Annotated in this window: 19 protein-coding genes; 1 reads left to right on the top strand and 18 read right to left on the bottom strand. The window is 61.1% G+C overall.

Features of this window, described 5'->3' with window-relative positions; genetic code table 11:
- Nucleotides 1–132 precede the first annotated feature (132 nt).
- The 12 genes from AC1RBR_RS13395 to arnB all read right to left on the bottom strand — a co-directional run bounded on the left by AC1RBR_RS13395 (nucleotide 133) and on the right by arnB (nucleotide 13,307).
- Nucleotides 133–822, bottom strand: coding sequence for an HPP family protein (locus AC1RBR_RS13395; RefSeq protein ID WP_492564883.1), 690 nt, complete (start codon nucleotides 820–822; stop codon nucleotides 133–135).
- A 154-nt stretch (nucleotides 823–976) separates the two neighbouring features.
- On the bottom strand, nucleotides 977–2,155 hold the full coding sequence (locus AC1RBR_RS13390; RefSeq protein ID WP_253150613.1) for an MFS transporter: 1,179 nt from the start codon (nucleotides 2,153–2,155) through the stop codon (nucleotides 977–979).
- 142 nt (nucleotides 2,156–2,297) lie between these two features.
- Nucleotides 2,298–2,816, bottom strand: a complete 519-nt coding sequence (locus tag AC1RBR_RS13385; RefSeq protein ID WP_492564881.1) for a GNAT family N-acetyltransferase — start codon at nucleotides 2,814–2,816, stop codon at nucleotides 2,298–2,300.
- Between the two features lie 80 nt (nucleotides 2,817–2,896).
- Entirely contained in the window at nucleotides 2,897–4,495 is a 1,599-nt protein-coding gene (locus AC1RBR_RS13380; protein ID WP_492564879.1) for an ArnT family glycosyltransferase, read from the bottom strand.
- Nucleotides 4,492–5,871: a UDP-glucose dehydrogenase family protein gene (locus AC1RBR_RS13375; protein WP_492564878.1), complete on the bottom strand. Its 1,380-nt coding sequence runs from the start codon at nucleotides 5,869–5,871 to the stop codon at nucleotides 4,492–4,494. The genes AC1RBR_RS13380 and AC1RBR_RS13375 overlap by 4 nt, the downstream gene beginning before the upstream one ends.
- Nucleotides 5,868–6,281, bottom strand: coding sequence for a 4-amino-4-deoxy-L-arabinose-phosphoundecaprenol flippase subunit ArnF (arnF, locus tag AC1RBR_RS13370; protein WP_095135862.1), 414 nt, complete (start codon nucleotides 6,279–6,281; stop codon nucleotides 5,868–5,870). Before arnF ends, AC1RBR_RS13375 begins: the two co-directional genes overlap by 4 nt.
- A complete protein-coding gene (gene arnE, locus AC1RBR_RS13365; protein ID WP_095135859.1) occupies nucleotides 6,278–6,622 on the bottom strand; it encodes a 4-amino-4-deoxy-L-arabinose-phosphoundecaprenol flippase subunit ArnE in 345 nt (114 codons plus the stop codon). The genes arnF and arnE overlap by 4 nt, the downstream gene beginning before the upstream one ends.
- Nucleotides 6,619–8,268, bottom strand: a complete 1,650-nt coding sequence (arnT, locus tag AC1RBR_RS13360; protein ID WP_492564875.1) for a lipid IV(A) 4-amino-4-deoxy-L-arabinosyltransferase — start codon at nucleotides 8,266–8,268, stop codon at nucleotides 6,619–6,621. Before arnT (AC1RBR_RS13360) ends, arnE begins: the two co-directional genes overlap by 4 nt.
- A complete protein-coding gene (arnD, locus tag AC1RBR_RS13355) occupies nucleotides 8,265–9,149 on the bottom strand; it encodes a 4-deoxy-4-formamido-L-arabinose-phosphoundecaprenol deformylase (protein WP_492564873.1) in 885 nt (294 codons plus the stop codon). The genes arnT (AC1RBR_RS13360) and arnD overlap by 4 nt, the downstream gene beginning before the upstream one ends.
- On the bottom strand, nucleotides 9,149–11,140 hold the full coding sequence (gene arnA / locus AC1RBR_RS13350) for a bifunctional UDP-4-amino-4-deoxy-L-arabinose formyltransferase/UDP-glucuronic acid oxidase ArnA (protein WP_492564871.1): 1,992 nt from the start codon (nucleotides 11,138–11,140) through the stop codon (nucleotides 9,149–9,151). The genes arnD and arnA overlap by 1 nt, the downstream gene beginning before the upstream one ends.
- The gene (gene arnC / locus AC1RBR_RS13345) at nucleotides 11,137–12,162 is read right to left on the bottom strand and encodes an undecaprenyl-phosphate 4-deoxy-4-formamido-L-arabinose transferase (protein ID WP_095135852.1); all 1,026 of its coding nucleotides are present in this window, start codon (nucleotides 12,160–12,162) and stop codon (nucleotides 11,137–11,139) included. Before arnC ends, arnA begins: the two co-directional genes overlap by 4 nt.
- The gene (gene arnB / locus AC1RBR_RS13340) at nucleotides 12,159–13,307 is read right to left on the bottom strand and encodes a UDP-4-amino-4-deoxy-L-arabinose aminotransferase (protein ID WP_253150599.1); all 1,149 of its coding nucleotides are present in this window, start codon (nucleotides 13,305–13,307) and stop codon (nucleotides 12,159–12,161) included. The genes arnC and arnB overlap by 4 nt, the downstream gene beginning before the upstream one ends.
- 436 nt (nucleotides 13,308–13,743) lie before the next feature.
- On the opposite strand from arnB, the gene AC1RBR_RS13335 reads away from it, so the two are divergent.
- Complete coding sequence (locus tag AC1RBR_RS13335) at nucleotides 13,744–14,634, top strand: site-specific integrase (RefSeq protein ID WP_115984634.1); 891 nt, start codon at nucleotides 13,744–13,746, stop codon at nucleotides 14,632–14,634.
- Between the two features lie 12 nt (nucleotides 14,635–14,646).
- Here AC1RBR_RS13335 and arnT (AC1RBR_RS13330) read toward each other — a convergent pair whose 3' ends face one another.
- From arnT (AC1RBR_RS13330) to AC1RBR_RS13305, 6 genes are all read right to left on the bottom strand, one after another.
- Entirely contained in the window at nucleotides 14,647–16,347 is a 1,701-nt protein-coding gene (gene arnT / locus AC1RBR_RS13330) for a lipid IV(A) 4-amino-4-deoxy-L-arabinosyltransferase (protein ID WP_492564868.1), read from the bottom strand.
- Between the two features lie 105 nt (nucleotides 16,348–16,452).
- The gene (locus AC1RBR_RS13325) at nucleotides 16,453–17,004 is read right to left on the bottom strand and encodes a PqiC family protein (RefSeq protein ID WP_166495756.1); all 552 of its coding nucleotides are present in this window, start codon (nucleotides 17,002–17,004) and stop codon (nucleotides 16,453–16,455) included.
- 16 nt (nucleotides 17,005–17,020) lie between these two features.
- Entirely contained in the window at nucleotides 17,021–18,676 is a 1,656-nt protein-coding gene (locus AC1RBR_RS13320; RefSeq protein WP_115984637.1) for a PqiB family protein, read from the bottom strand.
- Nucleotides 18,677–18,861: 185 nt separating this feature from the next.
- Nucleotides 18,862–20,163: an NAD(P)/FAD-dependent oxidoreductase gene (locus AC1RBR_RS13315; RefSeq protein WP_492564865.1), complete on the bottom strand. Its 1,302-nt coding sequence runs from the start codon at nucleotides 20,161–20,163 to the stop codon at nucleotides 18,862–18,864.
- Nucleotides 20,160–21,248, bottom strand: a complete 1,089-nt coding sequence (locus AC1RBR_RS13310) for a polyamine ABC transporter substrate-binding protein (RefSeq protein ID WP_166495753.1) — start codon at nucleotides 21,246–21,248, stop codon at nucleotides 20,160–20,162. Before AC1RBR_RS13310 ends, AC1RBR_RS13315 begins: the two co-directional genes overlap by 4 nt.
- Before the next feature lie 180 nt (nucleotides 21,249–21,428).
- Nucleotides 21,429–22,787: a glutamine synthetase family protein gene (locus AC1RBR_RS13305; protein WP_492564863.1), complete on the bottom strand. Its 1,359-nt coding sequence runs from the start codon at nucleotides 22,785–22,787 to the stop codon at nucleotides 21,429–21,431.
- Between the last annotated feature and the right edge of the window lie 148 nt (nucleotides 22,788–22,935).

Below are 22,935 nucleotides of genomic sequence, written 5' to 3'. Positions count from 1 at the left end.
AGCAGGTTGAGGATTGCCTTTGTGGCGAGGGAGCTTGCTCCCGCCGGGCTGCGAAGCGGCCCGACACGGCGAGTTTACGACTGCTGCGCAGCCGAGCGGGAGCAAGCTCCCTCGCCACAAAGAGTCAGGTGCTTAACGGGTGAAAACTTCACCGATGCTGCGGCGCTTGGCGTGCAGTTCGCTGGCGTGGATCAGTTGTTCAAGGTCTTCGGGAGTGACGTCGATAAACGCTTCCATGTCCGCCAGTGCCAGTTTCAAATCCTCAGCGGTAATTGCTTGGCTATCCACCGGCGCCAGTGCCGGCGCTGGCTCGGCCGCGCGTTTCGGGTAGCGGATGCGCGTCAGGTTGTTGTAGGCCAGGGCGCTGAGCAGCATGCAGGCGGCGGCGAGCATCACCGGTTCCATGGCTTTCCAGTCCATGGCGATGGTAGCCGGATCGGCCAGTACCAGCGTCAGCGCCAGGGCGCCGGCCGGTGGATGCAGGCAACGCAGCCAGCACATCAGAATCAGTGCCATGCCCGCCGCGAGGCAGGCGCTGCCGAGGGTTCGGCCCAACACGTGGGCCACCAACAGTGCGACAACGCTGGCGCACAGGTAGCCGCCGATGATCGACCACGGTTGCGCGAGTGCGCCGGAGGACACGGCGAACAGCAGCACCGCCGAGGCGCCCAACGGCCCGATCAGGTGGTACGCGACCTCGATACCGAACACCTGACTGCACGCCCAGACGCTGAACAAAGTGCCCAAGGCCATGCCGATCGCGGCGCGGCTCCATTCGGTGGGGCGGGTGTTGATGGCGGCAGGCAACCAGCGAGCGAGCATGTGAATCGGGTCCTTGCGGTAAATTCGGGGCAAAAAAAAGGACTTGTCCGTTTCGGAAAGTCCTCGAAGCGTTCCAACTATTGGGGGAGGAACACGCACAGTGTGCCGGGCAAATTCGATGCTGACAAATTCATATAAATGCAGTTTCAGTGCATTATTTTTGAATTGTCGCCACGCGGCGTCCACTGACAAAACACAAGTACCCACCCAGCGCGGCCAAGGCGCTCAAGGCATAGAACATGCTCGGTGCCGGCGTGTGCATCAGCAGGAACCCGCACATCACCGGGCTCAGCGCGCCGCCCAGCGCCGCGAGGTTCTGCGCGCCGTAGTAACTGCCGCGCAGCTCTTCGGGTGCAAGGGTGTCGACGAAGAGGAAATCCGCCGGGTAAATGATCATCTCGCCGAGGGTGAAGATGAACATCGCCACACACCAGCCGACCAGACTGTCGGCCAGGCTGAAGCCGATCAGGCCGACGATGAACAGCGCGGTGCCGCCGGCAATCCAGAACCGCAGGTGCTCGCGCTTGAGAAAGCGGCCGATCTGGTATTGCAGCAGGATCACCGTGATCGCGTTGCAGGCGAGCAGGGCGGCCATGGTGTCGAGGGTCTGTTGCTGGGTGTGAGTCGCGAGCAGGTATTGCGACAGGTACAGGGTGAAGCGCCCGTGAACCAGGGTGCTGAGCAGGCAACCGAGGGTGAACAGGATCATCGTGCGGTCGTTTTTCAGGATGATCAGGGTGTTCAGGAAACTCTGCGGCGGGCTGCCCGGCGCAACCGGACTGGACTCGCGAGAGACGCCCAGCAGCAGAAAAACACTGCCAGCGGCAATCAGCCCCGCGACGATAAACGGCGCAGAAGGCTGAACCCCGGCAATCACCACGCCGATCATCGGGCCAACGGCGTAGCCAATGTTGGTCAGCGTGTAGTTCAGCGAAAACGCCTTGACCCGCTGGCCGACTGGCAGGTTTTCACTGAGCATCGCTTTGGAGCAGATCAGGAACAGTGCCGACGCCGTTTCACTGATGATCAGCACCAGCGTGACCAGGTACAGATTCTGCGCGAAGGTCAGCAGCATCAGGCCGACACCGCTGGAAAGCATGGTCAGGATCAACAGCTGGCGCTTGTCGAGACGATCGATGATGTAGCCGCCGTACAGCGAAAACAGCGTGGCGCTGAACACGGCGATGCCCAACAGCAGCCCGACGTCCTGCGGGTTGAGGCCCAGTTTGTTGCTGAGGAACAGGGTCAGCAGGGGACTGATCAGGGCACGGCTGATGACGATGCTCAGCGAGGTGATCATCAGTCGGCGGATCAGGCGGGAGTAGGTGGCCACGGCTGTGCAAATGTCCTTATTTTTATGATGAGAAACCTTGTGGGAGCGAGCCTGCTCGCGAATACCGAGTGTCAGGCGCCAACGCAGTTGACTGACAGGACGCTATCGCGAGCAGGCTCACTCCTACAAGGGATTTGTCCTGTCAGGGCAATCTCAGGCGCATGGCGCAGCGTCGCTCGGCAGCAAAGCCATGCTCGATCTCTTTCTGCAGAGCATTTCGCAAATGCACTTCCTGCTCACCCGGTGCGATCACGACAAACCCCATCCGCTGATAAAACGGCGCATTCCACGGCACGTCACAAAACGTGGTCAGGGTCACGGCGCGCATTTGTTGATGGCGGGCATGTTCAATCGTGGCCTGCATCAGTCGACGGCCTACGCCCTGACCCTGAAACGCGAGGCTGACCGACAGCTCTTCAATGTGCAGTTGCTTGCCAACATCCTGCGCGCGGATAAATCCGGCGAGTTGCGCCGAGGTGTTTTCGGCGACCCAGACATGGGCTGTGTCGATGGCCTGACGATGTTGCGCGGCACTGGCCACGTCGGTGTCGGCAAGCCAGGCGAGGGTCGGATCTGTGCGAAACAGTTCGGCGGCCGAGCGTTCAATGGCGGGGAGGGCGGCGGCATCATTCTGCCGCGCCCGGCGTACAACAAAACTCATGGTAAAAAGTCCCTGTAGGCGCTGCCGCAGGCTGCGATCTTTTTCCTGAAAGCGCAAAAGATCGCAGCCTCAATCAGTTCCTACAAGGGCTTGAGATACAACAGCACGTAATCGTTCTTGTCGAAACGCCCCGTCAGCACCGGTTGCAGGCCAGCCAGCGAGGTACCTTGCAGCGATTGCAGGTCCTTGCTGTCCATCATCAGCCAGGCCGGGCCCTTGAGGGCTTCGAGTTGCTGCACCGTTTCGGTGAACTGCGGTTGCAGATCCTGCTCGACGTTGACCATGAACTTGATCGCCTTGGCGTCTTTGCCCATGCCGTGCAGCACCAGCGGCGCCGGGTGCTGTTGCACCTGCGTGAAGGCAGCGCGGCTGAAGGTCTGCGTGTCGTACAGACGTCGCTCCACTGGTTCGAACACCGCGGCATACACCGTCCACAACGCCAGCACTGCGCACAGCGCCAACACTTCGGCTCGCCAGCGCGGGATCAACAAGCGCGACAACGCGAGCAATTGCACAACACCAAGTACGATCAGTACCACAGTGATGCCGTCGAGTTGCTCGGGAAAGCGGCGCCTGGCAACCAGCAGGGCCACCATCAATAGCCCCGGCGTCACCAGCCAGATGCCTTGAATCACCCCACGCAATACGCGGAACACCCGCCCATGCAGCACCTGGAACGGATACGCGGCGATGATCGCCGCCATCGGCAACATCGGCAGCAGGTAACGCGCCTTCTTTGCCTGTGGAATCGACAAGCCGACCATCACGATCAGCCCGGCGGCCGCGCAGTACTGCACCAGACGCAAGGCCGGCCCGCGCTGATGCGGTTTGCTCAGCCAGGTCGCGGCCAGCGTCAGGATCGCCAGCGGATACGCCAGCGCGTAGTTGCCCATGGAGCTGGTGAAGTAATACAGCGAGCCGCTGACGCCTTCACTGCCGTCCATGCGCCCCATGAATTGCATGCGGATCACGTCCTGCAGGAACGCTTCGCCACCACTGAGTCTGGCCAGCCACAGCAGCAGGCCGACGCACGCGGCGAGCAGGATCGACGCCAGCACACCGAACACCAACAGGCGTTGCCACTCGCGATTGAGCAAGTAGTAACTGCAGAGCATGCCGGTTGGCACCACCAGACCGATGGGCCCACGAATCCCGAAGCCCAGCAACAACAGGACAAAGATCAACGGCCAGCGCCGGCGCGAACCGAAGTGGTCGTGTGCGTAGCCCAGGTAAAACACCGACAGTGCCACGGCGGCGAGCATCAGGTCTTGTGACACCGCGCGCACTTCGGTGACAAAGGTGCTGGTGAGCATCAGCAACGCAATGCTGATCAGTGCCCAGCGCTGCGAATGCACCGCCAGCAAGCGGTACATCAACGTCACGATCACACCGCCGGCAATGGCGCTCGGCAGCCATGCCGTCAGGGTGTTGATCGCGCCGAAGGGCAACGCCAACAACCAGATGAAGAGGGTCGAGAGCGCCGAATAGTCGGCGTACGGCTCACCGTAAGTGGTCGGGAATACCGTTGGCCCGTGTCGCAACATCTCTTGGGCAAACAGTACGAAACGTGAATCGAAGCCAACGGGCGCCTGTCCGTGAACCCCGGCGATAAACAGCAGCAGTGCCAGCAGCCCTGCGATCAGGGACTGCCGGCGGATGACAGGCGACAAGCTGATCAAGCGACTTTCGCTTTGTCAGACCACTGCTGCAGCGGCATCGGCAGTTTGCGTGAGTCACCACGGCCGATCGGGAAGTATTGGAAGCCATTGCGCGCCAGACGCTCGGCGTCGTACAGGTTGCGCCCGTCGAAGATTACCGGGGCTTTCAGGCGTTGCTGGATCAGGTCGAAATCCGGTGCCTTGAACTGCTGCCATTCGGTGCAGATGATCAGCGCATCGGCACCGGCCAGCACCGATTCAGGGGTGCCCATCAGCATCAGTTTTTCTTCGTTCAGGTACAGATGCTGGGTTTCCTGCATGGCTTCCGGGTCAAACGCACGAACATGGGCACCGGCGGCGAACAGCGATTCGAGCAGTACGCGACTTGGTGCGTCACGCATGTCGTCGGTGTTCGGCTTGAAGGCCAGGCCCCACAGGGCGAAGGTCCTGCCGCGCAGGTCACCCTGGTAGAACGCATTGATGCGGTCGAACAACTTGTGCTTCTGCCGCTCGTTGATTGCCTCGACCGCTTGCAGCAGGTCGCTGGAGCAGTGCGCCTGCTCGGCGCTGTGAATCAGCGCGCGCATGTCTTTGGGGAAGCACGACCCGCCGTAGCCGCAACCCGGGTAGATGAAGTGATAACCGATGCGCGAGTCGGCACCGATACCCTGACGCACCGACTCGATGTCGGCCCCGAGGTGCTCGGCCAGTTCGGCGATCTGGTTGATGAAGCTGATCTTGGTTGCGAGCATGCAGTTGGCGGCGTATTTGGTCAGCTCGGCGCTGCGCAGGTCCATGAACATGATGCGGTCGTGGTTGCGGTTGAACGGCGAGTACAGGTCGCGCATCACGTCTTGCACGTCGTCACCTTCACAGCCAATGACGATGCGATCGGGACGACGACAATCGGCTACCGCCGAACCTTCCTTGAGGAATTCCGGGTTGGAGACGATATCGAACCGCAACGCTCGACCGGCCTTGTCCAGCGCGGCCTGAATGTGTGCACGCAGGGTGTCGCCGGTGCCGACCGGCACGGTGGATTTCTCCACCAGAATCAGCGGCTGTTCCCGATGCCGCGCCACGACGTCGCCCACCGACAGCACATATTTCAGATCGGCCGAGCCATTCTCGGTGGACGGCGTCCCCACGGCGATAAAGGCGACGCGACCGTGTTGCACTGCGAGTTTTTCATCACACGTGAAATGCAGGCGACCGGAGTCCAGTCCTTCGCGCACCAGGCTCGACAGGCCCGGCTCGAAGATGCTGACGTGCCCCTGACGCAGCAGGTCGACTTTCTTCTGATCGATGTCCATGCACACGACGTCGTGACCGACTTCGGCCAACACGGCGGCCTGCACCAGACCGACATAACCGCTACCAAAAACTGTGATTTTCATGGAGCACTCCTGAGTTCGGGCGCACGAGAGGGACGAGTGTTAATAGTGATAACCCCGAGCATGACCAGTGCCACGCCCAGCGACTTGGTGAAACTGAACGATTCGTTGAACAGCGGCAGGCTGGCCGCCAGCAGGTATACCAGCGCGTAGCTGATGCTCAACAGCGCATAAGCCCGCCCCAACGGCAGATCGCGCAATGCCGCGAGCCAGCAGAGCATCGACAGGGCGTAGGCGAAAATCGCGGCCACAACCACGGCCAATGCCGACAGATCGACACGGCCGGCGCTCAGCGCTGCCAGCCATTGTTCCGGCTGCGGCAGGCGCGTCATGCTCCAGCGCATGCCCAGTTGGGCACTGCTGACCAGCCCCACGCTGGCGAGAGCGAAACCGATACCTTGCGCCTGGTTCATGACGGTTGCCCCAGCAGAACCACGCCGCCGATCACCAGCGCCACGCCCAGCCAATGCCGACGGTCGATGGGTTCGCGAAAGATGAAGCGGGCGATCAGGGTAATCAGCACGAAATTGAGGCTGAGCATCGGGTAAGCGATGCCCACTTCAAGGCGTTGCAACACCAGCAGCCAGACCAGCAGCCCGGCGCCGAGCGAAACCAGCGCCAGCCACAACCACGGCGAACGCAGTTTGTCGGCCCACGACGAAGCGACGCCGCGCCAGCTCTCCACGGCGAATTTCTGCGCGACTTGCCCCAGACAGGTCAGCAGGCACGCCGTCAGTAACAAAAACCAGCTCATGCCGGATCCTCCGGCAGCACCATGATCACCAGATTGCCCGACTCGTAACGGATACCGTCCTTGGGCAACAGGTCCAGCTCTTCGAGTTCGCCCTGTCCCTTGACGCGCATCAGCACACCCACCGAGCCGCTGCGGCGCGCGTCACGTACCCATTGTTGAACGGTGTCCTTGGTAATTCGGCGTGCTGCGCCTTGCGGGTAGGAAAGTCCGTACTTGAGCTCGCCGACCGTGTTGTACAGCGCGACCTGCGGGTCTTTCATGCGCCAGGCCAGTGCCGCTGCGGCGCCCAGATCATTACTCAGCAGATGCGTGGCGCCAGACAGCTCGGTGACGTGCTGCCGGATGAACTGATCCGGGGTTTTGTTGGCCACCACCGACTCGGGCAATGCGGCCGGCAGGATCCCCACCAGCAACAGGCTGCCCAGCGCCGGTGCCGCCCAGCATTGCAGCGGCAGGAACGCTTGCGCCAGGTTGGCGATGATCCAGCCGATCAGGGCGATGAACACCAACACCAGGCTGTGCAGTTCGTGGTCGTACACCGGTTGGTTCAGTTGCAGGTAAACCAGTGCAATCAGCGTGAGCACACCCAGCAGCAGGTTCAGCAAGCCATTGATCGCCAGCGCCCGACCTTGCTCCAGACGCAAGCGATCGGCCAGCGCATTGCCCAGCAGCAACGCCATCGGTAACAGGCACGGCAGGATGTAGGTCGGCAGCTTGCCGTTGCTCAGGCTGAAAAAAACCAGCGGCAGCAGCAGCCACAACAGCAGGAAGACCATGTTCGGCTCGGCCCGGGTTTGCCAGGCTTGCCTGAACGTGGTCGGCAACAGGCCCACCCACGGCAGACTGAACGCCACCAGCAGTGGCAGGTAGAACCACCATGGCGCGTCGTGCTGTGCATCGTCACCGGCAAAGCGCCGAATGTGTTCGTGCCAGAAGAAGAACCGCCAGTAATCCGGTTCCTGTGCATGCACCGCCAGTACCCACGGCAGGCTGACGATGAGCGCGATGGCGACCGCCACCGGACCGAACACCAGCAGTTCGCGCCAGCGTTTTTGCCAAAGCATCCACGGCAACGCGATCAGTACCGGCAGCAACCAGGCGAGAAAGCCCTTGGTCATGAAGCCCATGCCGCAGGCCAGCCCCAGCAGCGCCCAGGCGCCCAGCCGTTGCCCGGTGCTGCGGCTGTCGAGCGCAAACCACAGCGCCACCAGGCTCAGGTTGACCCAAAAGGTGAACTGCGGATCAAGGTTGGCGTACCCGGCCTGACCGGCAACCACCGTGAAGCTCATGTAGAGCAGGGCGCAGACGAAGCTCTTGCGCGGGTCGTTCCACAGCCTGCGCGCAATCAGGTAGGCCAGCAGCACACTCAAAGCCGTGCTGAGGGCCGAGGCGAAGCGCACGCCGAACAGGTTCTGCCCGAACAATTCCTGGCCGAGGGCGATCATCCAGTAGCCGGCAATCGGTTTCTCGAAATAACGCAAGCCCATGAAATGCGGCGACACCCAATTGCCACTGAGCAGCATGTCCTGGCTGATCTGTGCGTAACGGGTTTCGTCGGGGATCCACAGACCATGGCTGCTCAACGGCAACAGATAGGCCAGCAGACAGAAACCCACCAACAGCGGCAGTGCCCAGCGTCTGGTCATGCGCCTTGCACTCCCAGCCAGCCTTCACGGCCTTCGAGCGCGCCACGTTGTACACGGCCCACGGGCAAGGTATTGAAATACTCGGGCAACAAGTCGCCCAAGGGCTGGAAGTCAATGTGGCGCTGGCGTGCATCGGCCAGCAATTGACGAAAATCCTGAGCCATCAGAATCCCTTCGACTTCGGCATGAATGGTGTAGACGTTGAGTGCTTGCGGCCGGAAGCGGTCGAGGATGAAGGCGTTGAAGTCCTTCGCGGCCACGCGCGGGCCGACGACTTCGTCGAAGGTCGGCAGATCCACCGGAATCTGCGGGGTGCCCGGCGTGCCGTCCGCCAGCAGCGGACGGAACAGGCTTTGCCCACGGCAATCGCTGTTGTAGCGCAAGCCGAAAGTCTGCTTGGCCTCGATCACACGCTCGTCCGCACGCCAACCGGCGGCGGCCGAACACTGGATCTTTTCGCCGAGGATGTCGCTCAAGGTGTCGACGCCGCGCCGGATCTGTTCGATCAGTTGCGCGTCGCTCCAGCGTCCGGCATTGGCCTGCCAGCCATGGTGATCCCAGGCGTGCAGGCCGATTTCGTGACCGGCGTCCCGGGCCTGACGCATCAGGTGCCCGAGATCACGGCCAATCGGTTTGCCCGGCCAGGCGGTGCCGGCCAGCAGAATGTCCCAGCCGTACAGGCCGGCAGCGTTGGAACGGAGCATTTTCCAGAGGAACTGCGGGCGGATCAGGCGCCACAGATGCCGGCCCATGTTGTCCGGGCCGACACTGAAGAAAAACGTTGCCTTGACCTGCGCCTCGTCGAGCATTTCCAGCAGCCGCGGCACACCTTCCCGGGTGCCACGGTAGGTGTCGACGTCGATACGAAGACCTGCCTGCATTATTGCTTGTCCGCGATTTCGAGCATGGCTTCACGCAGGAAGAAATCCAGGGTATTGCCGATGGTCTCGCGCATTTCCACGCCCGGCTCCCAGTTCAACAGGCGCTTGGCGTTGGCAATGCTTGGCTTGCGGTGTTCGACGTCCTGGTAACCGGCACCGTAGAACGCCTTGCTTTCCACGTCGCGGAAACCGGCGAACGGCGGGAAGTTGTGGCGCAGCGGGTGTGCTTCGAACTGACGCAGCAGCTCTTCGCCCAACTGACGGATGCTGGCTTCGTTGTCCGGGTTGCCGATGTTGATGATCTGGCCGTTGCAGACGTCGTTGTCGTTATCGATGATGCGCGCCAGTGCCTCGACGCCGTCAGCGATGTCGGTGAAGCAACGCTTCTGCTCGCCGCCGTCGAACAGACGGATCGGCGTGCCTTCTACCAGGTTGAGGATCAACTGGGTGATGGCGCGGGAGCTGCCGATACGCGCCGAATCCAGACGATCCAGGCGCGGGCCCATCCAGTTGAACGGACGGAACAGGGTGAAGTTCAGGCCCTTGGCGCCGTAAGCCCAGATCACGCGGTCCAGCAGTTGCTTGGAGACCGAGTAGATCCAGCGCTGCTTGTTGATCGGGCCGACAATCAGGTTCGAGCTGTCTTCGTCGAAGTTCTTGTCCTGGCACATGCCATAGACTTCCGAAGTCGACGGGAAGATCACGCGCTTGTTGTACTTGACGCAGTAGCGCACCAGTTTCAGGTTTTCTTCGAAGTCCAGTTCGAATACGCGCAGCGGGTTGCGCGTGTATTCGATCGGGGTGGCGATGGCCACCAGCGGCAGGACCACGTCGCACTTTTTGATGTGGTACTCGATCCACTCGGAGTGAATGCTGATGTCGCCTTCGACGAAGTGGAAGTGCGGGTGGCTGCGCAGGCGGTCGATGGCGTCGGAGCCGATGTCCAGGCCATAGACTTCGTAGCGATCGTCACGCAGCAGGCGCTCGGACAAGTGGTTACCGATGAAGCCGTTGACCCCCAGAATCAGCACACGAGTGCGACGTGGCGCACGACCGGATTCAGCGCCGCGCAGCAGCGAGCCATCGACCAGCCCCAGTTCGTTGGCCAGTTGCGGGCCGCTCAGATACAGACCGTTGTCGTTGCGCTGACCGGCGTTGATCACCAGCGAATCCTGACCGCAGGCAATGCGCAGCGGATCAACGCTGATCACGCGGCCCGGCGCCTGGCCTTCGTTGCCCCCGACAACCTCTGCACTCCAGACGATCAGTTTGTGCTCGCCCACGGCGCAGAACGCGCCGGGGTATGGGCGGGTCACGGCACGCACCAGGTTGAACAGTTCTTCGGCGGGTTTGGCCCAGACCAGTTTGCCGTCTGCCGGGGTGCGGCGACCGAACACGGTGGCTTGCGATTCGTCCTGCGGGGTTTCAGTGATGTTGCCTTGCAGCATGCTCGGCAGGATGTCGCGCAGCAGGTCGCTGGCAGCCGTGCGCAATTTGCCGTGCAGGCTCAGGCCGGTGTCGCTGCGTTCGATGGCAACGCGATGCTGGGCAACGATGGCCCCGGCGTCAGCGCGTTTGACCATGCGGTGCAGGGTGACACCGGTTTCGGTTTCGCCGTTGACCAGCACCCAGTTCGCCGGAGCACGACCGCGATAACGTGGCAGCAACGAGCCGTGCAGGTTGAACGCGCCTTTTTTGGCCAGGGCCAGCAGTGGTTCGCTCAGCAGGTGGCGGTAATAGAAGGAGAAAATATAGTCCGGGTCGAGCTTGGCGATGCGCTCGATCCACAGCGGATGGTTGGCGTCTTCCGGGGCATGCACCGGGATGCCTTTGCTGGCGCACAGTTGTGCAACCGACGCGTAGAACGCGTTCTCTTTCGGATCATCGGCGTGAGTGAACACGGCTGCAATGTCATAGCCGCTGTTGAGCAAGGCTTCGATGCCGGTGCAACCAATATCGTGGTAAGCGAAAACAACAGTTTTTGCACTCATGAGAGCACCTGATCGGGAGTAGAGGAAGTAGAAGAAAGACCATCAACGGTGATGGCAGGCGCCGGATGGGCCGGTTGGTTACGCAACACCTTTTCAATGAAGAAACGTGGACGGGCGCGCACATCGCTGTACATGCGGCCCAGGTATTCACCCAGCAGGCCCATGCCGATGAACTGGCCACCGGTAAACACGAACAGCACGGCGAACAGCACGAACATGCCGTCACCGGCCCAACCGGCACCGAAGGTCAGGCGCAGGGCGATCAGCGCAATCGCGAACAGCACGCCCAGCCCGGCCATGGCGAAGCCGACGATGCTCAGCAGACGCAACGGGGTGGTGGTCATGCAGGTGACCAGATCGAACATCAGGTTGATCAGACGCATCGGGCTGTATTTCGAGTCGCCGTGTTCACGCTCAGCGTGGGCTACAACGATTTCGGTGGTGTGACGGGCGAAGCTGTTGGCCAGAATCGGGATGAACGTGCTGCGTTCGCGGCAGGCGAGCATCGCGTCGATGATGGTGCGGCGGTAGGCGCGCAGCATGCAGCCGTAGTCGCTCATGGCAACGCCCGTGGAGCGTTGCACGGCGAGGTTGATCAGCTTCGACGGGTAGCGGCGCAGGGCGGAATCCTGACGGTTGCCGCGCACGGTGCCGACCACGTCGTAACCTTTTGCGGCCTCGGCCACCAGCCGTGGAATTTCTTCCGGCGGGTTCTGCAGGTCGGCGTCGAGGGTGATCACCACGTCGCCCTTGCACTGTTCGAAACCGGCCATGATCGCGGCGTGCTGACCATAGTTGCGGTTGAGAATGACCGCCACGAACGGACTGTTTTCACGCCCGGCGGCTTCTTCGAGCAGGTTTGCCGATTCGTCGCGGCTGCCGTCGTCGACCAGCACGATTTCGAAATCGTGATGCAACTGGCGGCAGGCTGCCTCGGTACGACGCAGCAGCTCGGGCAGGCTTTCCTGTTCGTTGTAGATCGGGATGACGATCGACACGCTACGGATTGGATAAGGTTTCACAGGCGGTTTTCCAGGGTTTGTGCGATGGCACCGACCACCCGGTCAAGGTCTTGACCGGTCATGTCGGGGAACAGCGGAATCGAACACAGCCGCGCCGAGTTCCATTCGGTGTCGGGCAGGTAGAGGTCGGGGTCACGCTGGCGGTACCAGGTGTGCAGGTGGGTGGCGATGAAATGGATGCCAGTGCCGATGCCCTGATCCTGCAACGCCTTCATGAAGGCTTCGCGGTCCATGCCGCAGCGCTCGTTGTCGATGCGCAGGATGAACAAGTGCCAGGCGTGTTGCTGGGCATAGGCGGGCAGGGCCAGCGGTTGCACCGGCAGGCCTTCGAGTTTTTGCAAATAGGTGGTGGCCAACTCGGTGCGGCGGGCGTTGATGTCGTCCAGACGCTGCAACTGCACCAGGGCAATCGCGGCGTTGATGTCGGCCAGGTTGTACTTGAAGCCCGGCTCCATGACTTGCGCCTGCGGTTTGCGGCCACCGGTCAGACGGTCATAGGCGTCAACGCCCAGACCGTGGAACTTGAGCATGCGCACACGGCTGGCCAGGGCTTCATCGTCGGTGACGAACATCGCACCTTCGGCACAGGTCATGTTCTTGATTGCGTGGAAGGAGAAAATCGCCGTGCCTTGCGAACCGACGTGACGCCCCTTGTAGCGAGTGCCGGCAGCGTGAGCGGCGTCTTCGATGACCGCGATGCCGTGCTTGTCAGCCAGGGCGTACAGCGGATCGAGATCGAACGCGGCGCCGGCGTAGTGCACCGGAATAATCGCCTTGGTCCGAGGAGTAATGGCCGCTTCGATGCGCGCGGCGTCGGTCATCAGCGTGTCGCGATCGACATCGACGAACACCGGTTTGGCACCTAGCAGGGAGATCATGTTGGCAGTCGAGACCCAGGTCTGCGACGGGGTGATGACTTCGTCGCCCGGGCCGATGCCCAGGGCCAGCAACGTGATATGCATACCGCCGGTGGCCGAAGACAAGGCCACCGCATGTTTGCAACCCACGTATTGTGCAAACTGCTCTTCGAGTGCCTGGTTTTTCGGCCCGGTGGTGATCCAGCCCGAGCGCAATACTTGCTCGACAGCGGCAATTTCCTCATCGCCAATACTTGGGCGGGAGAAGGGGAGAAACGCCTGACTCATGGGCACCTCATTTACAAGAAAATAAAGGATGGATTCACGCAGTTATTCGATCCAGCCTCAGCGCAGACACAGAAAACTGACCTTGCATCAATAACTTGGCAAAAAGCATGACGTCGGCGATTGATTGACTTTTCACGATTTGCCCGGCAGGTTGGGCATAGCCGGTACCGCACCTATGGGAACTAAGGCTATGCCGGTTTTTGTGAAAGGAATATGAAAAACCGGTGGGCGAATCGTTTATCTGTGACTTATACAGCCGCCGTTCAGACTTCTGCCGTTCATCGTGGTTTTTAGTCAGCCAGTGCGGTTCAAGTACCTTCTTTACTTCAAGTACATTGCATTTTTTAGTTGTTGTAGTGCTGTACGTTTTTTACTTAAGGTTTAACGTTTGATTGATTTAGTTGCTGCAAACCCCGACGCACCAAAAACCAACCCGATGAGCCTGTACCTCGCGCGTTTGGCGCCTTCCAGCCAACTGACCATGCGTTACGTGCTGCAAGATGCGGCCGATCGCCTGGGCTTTGAAGACATGAATGTCGAAGAGATTCCCTGGCATGCGTTGCAACCGGAAGATGTTGTAGCGCTGGTCGCGGCATTACGCGCAGACAACTACGCACCCAACACTTCTTCGTTGTATGTGAATGCGGTGCGCGGGGTCATGAATGAGGCCTGGCGCATGAGCCTGATCAGTCAGGAACATCTTTTAAAGATGCGTTCGGTCAAGGGCATCGCCGGCACGCGGTTGTCTCAGGGGCGCAATCTCAAGCGCACATTGATTCACGAGTTGATGGAAGTCTGCGCTGCCGACCCGCGCCCACAGGGCCTGCGTGATGCGGCAATCATTGCGTTGCTGTACGGCACCGGTATGCGCAAGTCGGAATCGGTGGATCTGGACTTGAATCAGGTCGACTTCACGGAACGCAGCCTGTGCGTCACCGGTAAAGGCAACAAACAGTTGATCAAATACGCACCGGCATGGGCGTTCAGCAAACTTGATGCGTGGCTCGAACTGCGCCGTTCACAGCTCAAGGAAGGCGAGAGCGACGATGCCTTCCTGTTCAACCGTATTCGCCGTGGCAGCCACATCACCCGCGAGCGCATCACCAAGCACGCGATCTACTACATCGCTCGCCAGCGCGGCACGCAGGTCGGGGTGAAGATCATGCCGCACGACTTCCGTCGCTCGTTCATCACTCGGGTGATCGAGGAGCATGACCTGTCGATCGCGCAGAAACTCGCGCATCACAGCAACATCCAGACCACCGCCAATTACGATGTGCGCGATGACAACGAGCGGCGGCGAGCGGTGGATCGCTTCGATCTCTGATCAACTCGACGGTCATGGTTGGCTCTGGGCAAAGATGAAGATTTCCAGGTTGCCACGCCGCCAGTGCTGGCCATCGACCGGCAGCAGCGCCAGTTGTTGCTCGTCAGAGGTGCTGTTGACGCGCATCACCACACCCACCGAGCCTTTTTTGCGCGCCTGGGTCATCCACTCGCTGACGCCGTCGAGGCTGACCTTGCGTGACGTCATGGCCGGGTCATCGAGACCGTACTTGAGTTCGCCGACGGTGTTGAACAGGTCCACCTGCGGGCGACGCAAGCGCCATGACAACGCGGAGGCTGCGCCCAGGTCGTTACTCAGCAACGAGCTGGTTTCGCTCAGTGCCTGCTGATGCTCGGCAATGAACTGATCCGGCATCTTGCAGTTGACGATGGTCGCTGGCATCGCCGCCGGCAACAACGCGACGAGCAGGCCGATGCCCAACGCCGGCATCGCCCACAGCGTCAGCGGGCGCAGCACTTGCAAGGCGTTGCTGATGATCCAGCCGACCAGCACGATGTACAGCAGCGACAGGCTGAACATCTCGCTGTTCTGGTAGATCTCCCGGGTTGCCTGTACATACAGCAGCGCGAACAGCGCCGCGCTTGCCAGCAGGGTGTTGATCACGCCATTGGCGCGCAAGACGCGGCCGTCGCCCGTATTGAGCCAGTTGATCAAGGTGTGGCCCATCAACAACGCCAGTGGCAGCAGGCACGGCATGATGTAGGTCGGCAGTTTGCCGCTGCTGAGGCTGAAGAATGCCAGCGGGAGCAGGAACCACAGGGCGAGGAAGGCGATTTTCGGCTCGCGTTTTTCCCGCCAGATGCGCATCAGCGTCGACGGCAGCAGCGCTGCCCATGGCAGGGTAGCGGCGAACAACAACGGCAGGTAGAACCACCATGGCCGGGCGTGCTGGGCATCTTCACCCGCGGCAAAACGGCGAATGTGTTCGTGCCAGAAGAAGAAACGCCAGAAATCCGCTTCCCGAGAGTGAACAGCGAGCCCCCACGGCAGGCTGATCAGCGTGGCCACCAGCACCGCGAGTGGCCCATAACGTAGCAGTTCACCGAAGCGACGTTGCCAGATCATGTAGGGCAGGGCGATCAGCACTGGCAGCAGCAGGGCGAGAAAACCCTTGGTCATCAGCCCCATGCCGCAGGCGATGCCCAGCAGAGTCCAACTCCCGAGCCGTGCACGTGGGGTTTTGCTGTCGATCGCGAACCACACCGCGACCAGACTCAGGTTGACCCACAAGGTGAACTGCAGATCGAGGTTCGCGTATCCGGCCTGACCGGCGATCAGGCCGAAACTCATGTACAGCAAGGCGCAAGTCGCGCTGGTACGCGGGTTGTTCCACAGTCGGCGGGCCAGCAGATACGCCAGCCAGACGCTGAGCCCGGAACTCAACGCCGAGGCGATACGTACACCAAACAGGTTGTCACCGAAAATGGCCTGACCGATGGCAATCATCCAGTAACCGGCAATCGGCTTTTCGAAGTAGCGAATGCCCATGAAGTGCGGAGCGACCCAGTTACCGCTCAGGAGCATTTCCTGACTGATCTGGCCATAACGGGTTTCATCGGGAATCCAAAGCCCGTGGCTCATTAGTGGCAGCAGATAAAACACCACGAAAGCCAGTACCAGCCCGGGAATCGCCTTAAATAGACAAGACTGTATTGACTCAGCGCACAGTGCCAAACCTTTGACCCGCAACATTTCATTCAGCGCAACGTATGGTTGATGACGCGAGCCACTTTACGATGGTCTGTTTGAATGGTTGCTGAACACTCTGTCCAGGGGCATAGAGAGGCGGTCAACCGTTCAGGACGCTGGCGGACACCCGCGCGGGTTGCCCGCCGCCTGACTGATGACGGCGGCCAGGCGTTTGACGTTGTTCTGTTGCGCGGCCACCAGGTCGTCGATGCTCGGGCCGGACGCTGTTTGCAAGGTTGAATGGCAGGTCAGCAGAGCATTGTCCGCCGCACCGCCGGGACGCAGGCGCCATTTGACGTCGATCAGCCCGTACTGGCCGGGGATCGAATCAAACCGCTGCACATCGATGCGCACCGAGACATTGCCGCGACCGCCGGTATTGCTCAGTTGATCGTTCAAGGCACTGCGCAACTCATCCGCCAGACTCGCCCCCCACCACTGGGTTTCCAGAATCGCCAGGCCGTTGTTGCCCTGACGGATGACGATTTGCGGGCGGTCGACCTGCGGCGGCACGCTGATCCCCTCGATTGGAATCTGCGCGCCGGCCCGGGACGGCGGCAGTTGCACCGGGGTCAGGGTGTGAAAGTTGATCGGCTCGCTGCGGCAGGCGCCAAGCAGCATGAACGCAGCGAGCACGGTAATCTTCAGCGGTAAAGCCATGGGGTAGCTCCTGTGCTCAATTGCGTGGCGGCCCTTTCAGATCCAGCGGCGCCGCGTTGTCGGGACGACCGCGAATCAGCGATTCGGGATGGCGGCCGAGATAATCCGACAGCTCACGCAGCGAACGCGACATGCGCCCGAGTTCGTCGAGGGTCTCGGTGAGTTTCTCGCGCTGCGGCGAATCCTCGGCCAGGGTCGAGCTGGCGGACTGCAAGGTCTTGCTGACGTCGGCCAGGGTGGTCTGCACGCTCGGCAGGGTTTTCGCGTTGAACTGGGTCAGGCCTTTGCGCAGCTCCACGAGGTTGCTGTCGAGGTTGCCGGCAATCCGCTCGACCGGCAGTTTGTTGAGCTTGTCGACCACCGCTTCGAGTTTTTCCTGCAACTGTTCGAGGCTGCCGGGCACGGTTGGCAAGACCACCGGCCGGGCCGTCGCGTCGAAGGCGATTTTCTCGGCTTTCGGGAAGAAATCCAGCGCGATGTACAACTGCCCGGTCAGCAGGTTGCCGCTGCGGGCCTGGGCGCGCAGGCCGTTGTCGACGAAGGTACCGAGCAGCCGAATGCCGGCCGCTTCGTCGTTGGGATCGTGCTTGAATTCGGTGAGCATCTTTTTGTAGGCCTGACCGAGGCGCTGCGGGTAAATGACGATGCCGACGTTAAGCGGAAAAGTGCGTTTCTTCGCGTCGAAATCCAGATTGATGCCGACCACCCGGCCGATCTCCATGCCGAGAAACTCTACCGGCGCATCGACCTTGAGCCCGCGCAAGGACTGTTCGAAACGCAGCACCATGTATTGCGCCTTGCCGTTGGGCGGGGCGAGGGCGGTCTGCTGATCGGCGAACAGTTCGAAGTCCTTGTCGTCGGCGGCGGCCACATCGTTGGGGCTGTAATCCGGCGCACGGAAGGCAATGCCGCCGACCAGCATGGTGGACAGCGACTCGGTCTTCACCGCAAAGCCGTTGGCGCCGACATTGATGTCGATGCCGCTGGCGTTCCAGAACCGGGTGTTTTCGGTGACGAACGCGTCGTTTGGCGAGTGAATGAACACTTCGATGTCCACGCCCTTGCCCTCGGGGTTGAGGGTGTAGGTCACGACCTGGCCGACCGGAATCTTGCGGTAGTAGACCGGCGAACCGATGTCCAGCGAGCCCAGGTCCGGGGCGTGCAGCATGAAGCGCTTGCCCGGTTCGCCGTAGGTGATCGGCGGTGGATTCTCCAGGCCCTTGAAGCGTTTGGCGCGGCTGTCGGACTGGCCGATATCGGCGCCGATGTAGTCGCCGGAGAGCAGGGTGTCGATGCCCGAAACGCCACCGGCGCCGATGCGCGGGCGCACGACCCAGAATTGCGAGTCTTCGCGGGTGAAGGTTTCAGCCTGTTTGGACAGCTTGATGGTGGCGTCGACGCTTTTCTGATCGCCGCTCAACTCGACGTCAGTCACCTGACCGATCACCACATTGCGGTATTTGACTTCGGTCTTGTTGGCGGTCAGGCCGCTGCCGGTCTTGAAGTTGACGACGATGGTCGGGCCTTCCTGCATCAGGTTGTGCACCACCAGCGAAATACCGACCAGCACCGCGACGATCGGCACGATCCACACCAGTGAAATACTGAAACGACGCGTCTTGATCGGCGCTTGGCCCGGTGCTCGTGGCTCATCGGCGGCTGACGACTTCATCCATGTCCTCCTCGGTTTGGTGGATGCTGAGCGTCAGGAACGCAAAAGCACTTCATCAATATAGAAGTGCTTGGCGATAGAGCAAATAAGGTTACGTGTAGGAGCTGCCGAAGGCTGCGATCTTTTGATATTGGTTTTTAAGGTCAAAAGATCGCAGCCTTCGGCAGCTCCTACAGGGGGAAGGGCTAGCCGAGGATTTCACGCAGGCGATACCAGAACATGCCCAGTGCCAGCAGCGGCGAACGCAAGGCCGGGCCGCCGGGGAAGGTCATGTGCGGCACGGCGCTGAACACGTCCATGCCCTGACTGTGGCCGGCGTGAATGGCCTCGCCCAGCAGCTTGGCGCACCAGTGCGTGACGTTGAGGCCGTGACCGGAGTAACCCTGAGCGTAGAACACGTTCGGCTGCTGCTGGAGCCGGCCGACCTGCGGGAAGCGGTTGGCGGTGATGCCGATCTTGCCGCCCCATTGATAGTCGATGCGCACGTCGGCCAGTTGCGGGAAGACCTTGAGCATCTTCGGGCGCATGTAGGCGGCGATGTCCGCCGGGTCGCGCCCGGAATAATGACAGGCGCCGCCAAATAGCAGGCGTCGATCCGCCGAGAGCCGGTAGTAGTCGAGACCGACTTTCTGGTCGCACAACGCGAGGTTGTGCGGGATCAATTGCGCGGCACGTTCCTCGGACAGCGGCTCGGTGGCGATGATGTAACTGCCGGCGGGCAGTACTTTACCGCTGAGTTGCTGTTCGAGTTCATCCAGATGCGCGTTGCAACCGAGCACCAGACTGCCGGCGCGCACGCTGCCGGTGGCGCAGCGCACTTCAACGGTTTCGCCATGAATGATCTGCAGCACCGGGCTCTGCTCAAAGATGCGTACACCGAGGGACGCCGCCAGGCGCGCTTCGCCCTGCACCAGATCCAGCGGATGCAGATGGCCGGAGCCCATGTCGATCAGCCCCCCCGCGTAAACGTCGGCGTTGACCACTTGCTGACGGATCAGCTCCGGGCCGACCAAGCGGGTCTGATGTTGATAGCCGAGTTCGTCGAGGCTGACCTGTTCGTCCTTGAACGCTGCGAATTGCGCCGGAGTGTTGGCCAGTTCGCAGAAGCCCCAGCGCAGGTCACACTCGATGGCGTTCTCGGTGATGCGCTGGCGCACCAGTTCCACCGAGTCGATGCCGGCGCGCTGCAAGTAACGCACGCCGTCATTGCCGACGTAACGGGCAAAGCCTTCGACCTCATGACCGATACCGCGAATCAATTGACCGCCATTGCGCCCGCTGGCGCCCCAGCCGATGCGCCGGGCTTCGATCACCACCACCGACAGCCCGCGCTGCGCCAGCTCAATCGCGGTGTTGACCCCGGTGAACCCGCCGCCGATCACGCAGACATCGGCGCTGAGATCAGCGTCGAGTGCCGGCCAGGGCGTGCTGGCCCGGGCCGAAGCTGCGTAATAGGAGCGGGCGTGTTCTTTGCTGTACTGATTCATTTGTTCGACTTCACTTTGCTCCAGGACCGGGTCATCAGACGCATGATCGACTGGGGCGGGGTAGAGGAGATGTAGAGCTTGTCCAGCACGGCCTGCGACGGATAGACCTCGGGATTGTTCACCAGCGCCTGATCCATGAACTGCTTGGCAGCCGGGTTCGGGTTGGCGTAACCGACCGAAGCGCTGACCTTGGCGATGACTTGCGGATCGAGCAGGTAATTGATGAAGGCGTGAGCTTCCTTGGTGTTGCTGGCGTCGGCCGGGATTGCCAGCAGGTCGAACCACAGGTTGGCGCCTTCCTTGGGAATCGCATAGGCGATGTTCACCCCGTTGTTGGCTTCCTTGGCGCGGTTGGCCGCCTGGAACACGTCGCCGGAGTAACCGAAGGCTACGCAGATGTCGCCATTGGCCAGGTCGGAAACGTATTTCGAGGAGTGGAAATAGGTGATGTACGGGCGGATGCTCAGCAGTTTCGCTTCAGCCTTTTTATAGTCCTCCGGGTTCTCGCTGCGAGGGTCCATGCCCATGTAGTTGAGGATCGCCGGGAACACTTCGTCCGCCGAGTCCATCATCGACACGCCGCACTGGGTGAGTTTCTTCAGATTCTCCGGCTCGAACAGCACCGCCCAGGAATCGATGTGATCGATGCCGAGCACAGCCTTGACCTTGTCGACGTTGTAGCCGATGCCGTTGGTGCCCCACAGGTACGGTACCGAATGCTGGTTGCCCGGGTCGTTCTTCTCAAGCAATTCGAGCAGCTTGGGATCGAGATTCTTCCAGTTCGGCAACTGCTCGCGATCGAGTTTGAGGAACGCCCCGGCCTTCACCTGACGCGCGAGGAAGTGGTTGGATGGCACCACGACGTCGTAGCCGGTGCGGCCGGCGAGGAGTTTGCCTTCCAGGGTTTCGTTGGAGTCGAAAACGTCGTAGATCACCTTGATCCCGGTCTTGGCCTGGAAGTCGGCGAGGGTGGTTTCACCGATGTAGTCGGTCCAGTTGTAGACGCTGACCTGTGGCTGGGCCAGGGCTGCGGTGCTGCACAACAGCGCCAGTGCGGCGGGAACCATGGATTTCAATAGACGCATATCGACACCTCTTCGATTTTTTTGGATTTTTCAGGTGGTTCGCTAATCCCTGTGGGAGGGGGCTTGCTCCCGAAGAGGCCGGCACATTCAACATTTCTGTGACTGACAGACCGCTTTCGGGAGCAAGCCCCCTCCCACAAAAGCCCATCCCACAGAGGTGAAGGGGCTTTGTGGGATGGATCAGACGCTAAGCAGCAGGAACTCGCGCTCCCAGGAGCTGATCACGCGCTTGAAGTTTTCATGCTCGGCGCGTTTGACTGCGACGTAGCCGCGCACGAACTTGTTGCCCAGGTATCGGGCAACGGTGTCGCACTCTTCCATTTGCGTCAGCGCGTCTTCGATGGTGATCGGCAAGCGCAGGTTGCGGCGTTCGTAGGCGCGGCCTTCGACGGCGGCACTCGGATCGATGCCTTCGACCATGCCGATGTAGCCACACAGCAGGCTCGCGGCGATCGCCAGATACGGGTTGGCATCGGCGCCCGGCAGGCGGTTTTCCACGCGCATGGATTCCGGCCCGGAGGTCGGCACACGCAGGCCGACGGTGCGGTTTTCTTCGCCCCACTCGACGTTCACCGGGGCCGAAGTGTCCGGCAGGAAGCGGCGGAACGAGTTGACGTTGGGCGCGAACATCGGCAGCACTTTCGGGATGTACTTCTGCAGGCCGCCGATGTGATGGCGGAACAGCTCGCTCATCGTGCCGTCGGCATTGGCGAAGATCGGCTTGCCGGTGGCGATCTCCACGACGCTCTGGTGCAAGTGCATGGCGCTGCCGGGCTCGTCGCCAATCGGTTTGGCCATGAACGTGGCGGTGACGTTGTGCTTGAGCGCCGCTTCGCGCAGGGTGCGTTTGAACACGGTGATCTGGTCGGCCAGATCCAGTGCGTCGCCGTGACGGAAGTTGATTTCCATCTGCGCCGGGCCGTCTTCATGGATCAGCGTGTCCAGATCCAGACCTTGCAGCTCGCACCAGTCGTAGACGTCTTCGAACAGCGGATCGAATTCGTTGGCGGCATCGATCGAGAACGACTGCCGGCCGCTTTCAGCCCGGCCCGAACGCCCCAATGGTGCCTTGAGTGGCAGGTCCGGGTCTTCGCAGCGCTGGGTCAGGTAGAACTCCATTTCCGGCGCCACGATCGGCTTCCAGCCCTTGTCGGTGTACAGCTGCAGGACTTTCTTCAGCACGTTGCGCGGCGACAGTTCGATCGGGTTGCCGAACTTGTCGAAGGTGTCGTGGATGACGATGGCGGTCGGCTCGATCGCCCATGGAATCACATACACGGCGTCGCTCACCGGTTTGCAGACCATGTCGATGTCGGCCGGGTCGAGCAGGTCGTAGTAGATGTCGTCGTCGACAAAATCCCCGGTTACCGTTTGCAGCAGCACACTTTCCGGCAGGCGCATGCCTCGCTCATGCAGGAACTTGTTGGTCGGTGCGATCTTGCCGCGGGCAATGCCGGTCAGGTCGCTGACCACACATTCAACTTCGGTAATCTTGTGATCTTTCAGCCACGTGAACAGCTGATCGAAAGGGGCATTCATAAAGACCTCGTTATTGGTTTTATAGACGCCGGGGAGGGCGGGTTTCATCTTCCGCCGCTTCCCCTGTGGCGCGTTGGCGACTATCTTGGGCGTGCCTTGCCGTTCCATCTATCCACTTTAAGCAGCACCAAAGCGCACCAAAAGAGTG

This window comes from Pseudomonas sp. GW823-FHT01D03 (assembly GCF_058798255.1).
The sequence above is the reverse complement of the archived record's forward strand: the minus strand, read 5'-3'. Positions and strand labels throughout refer to the sequence as shown.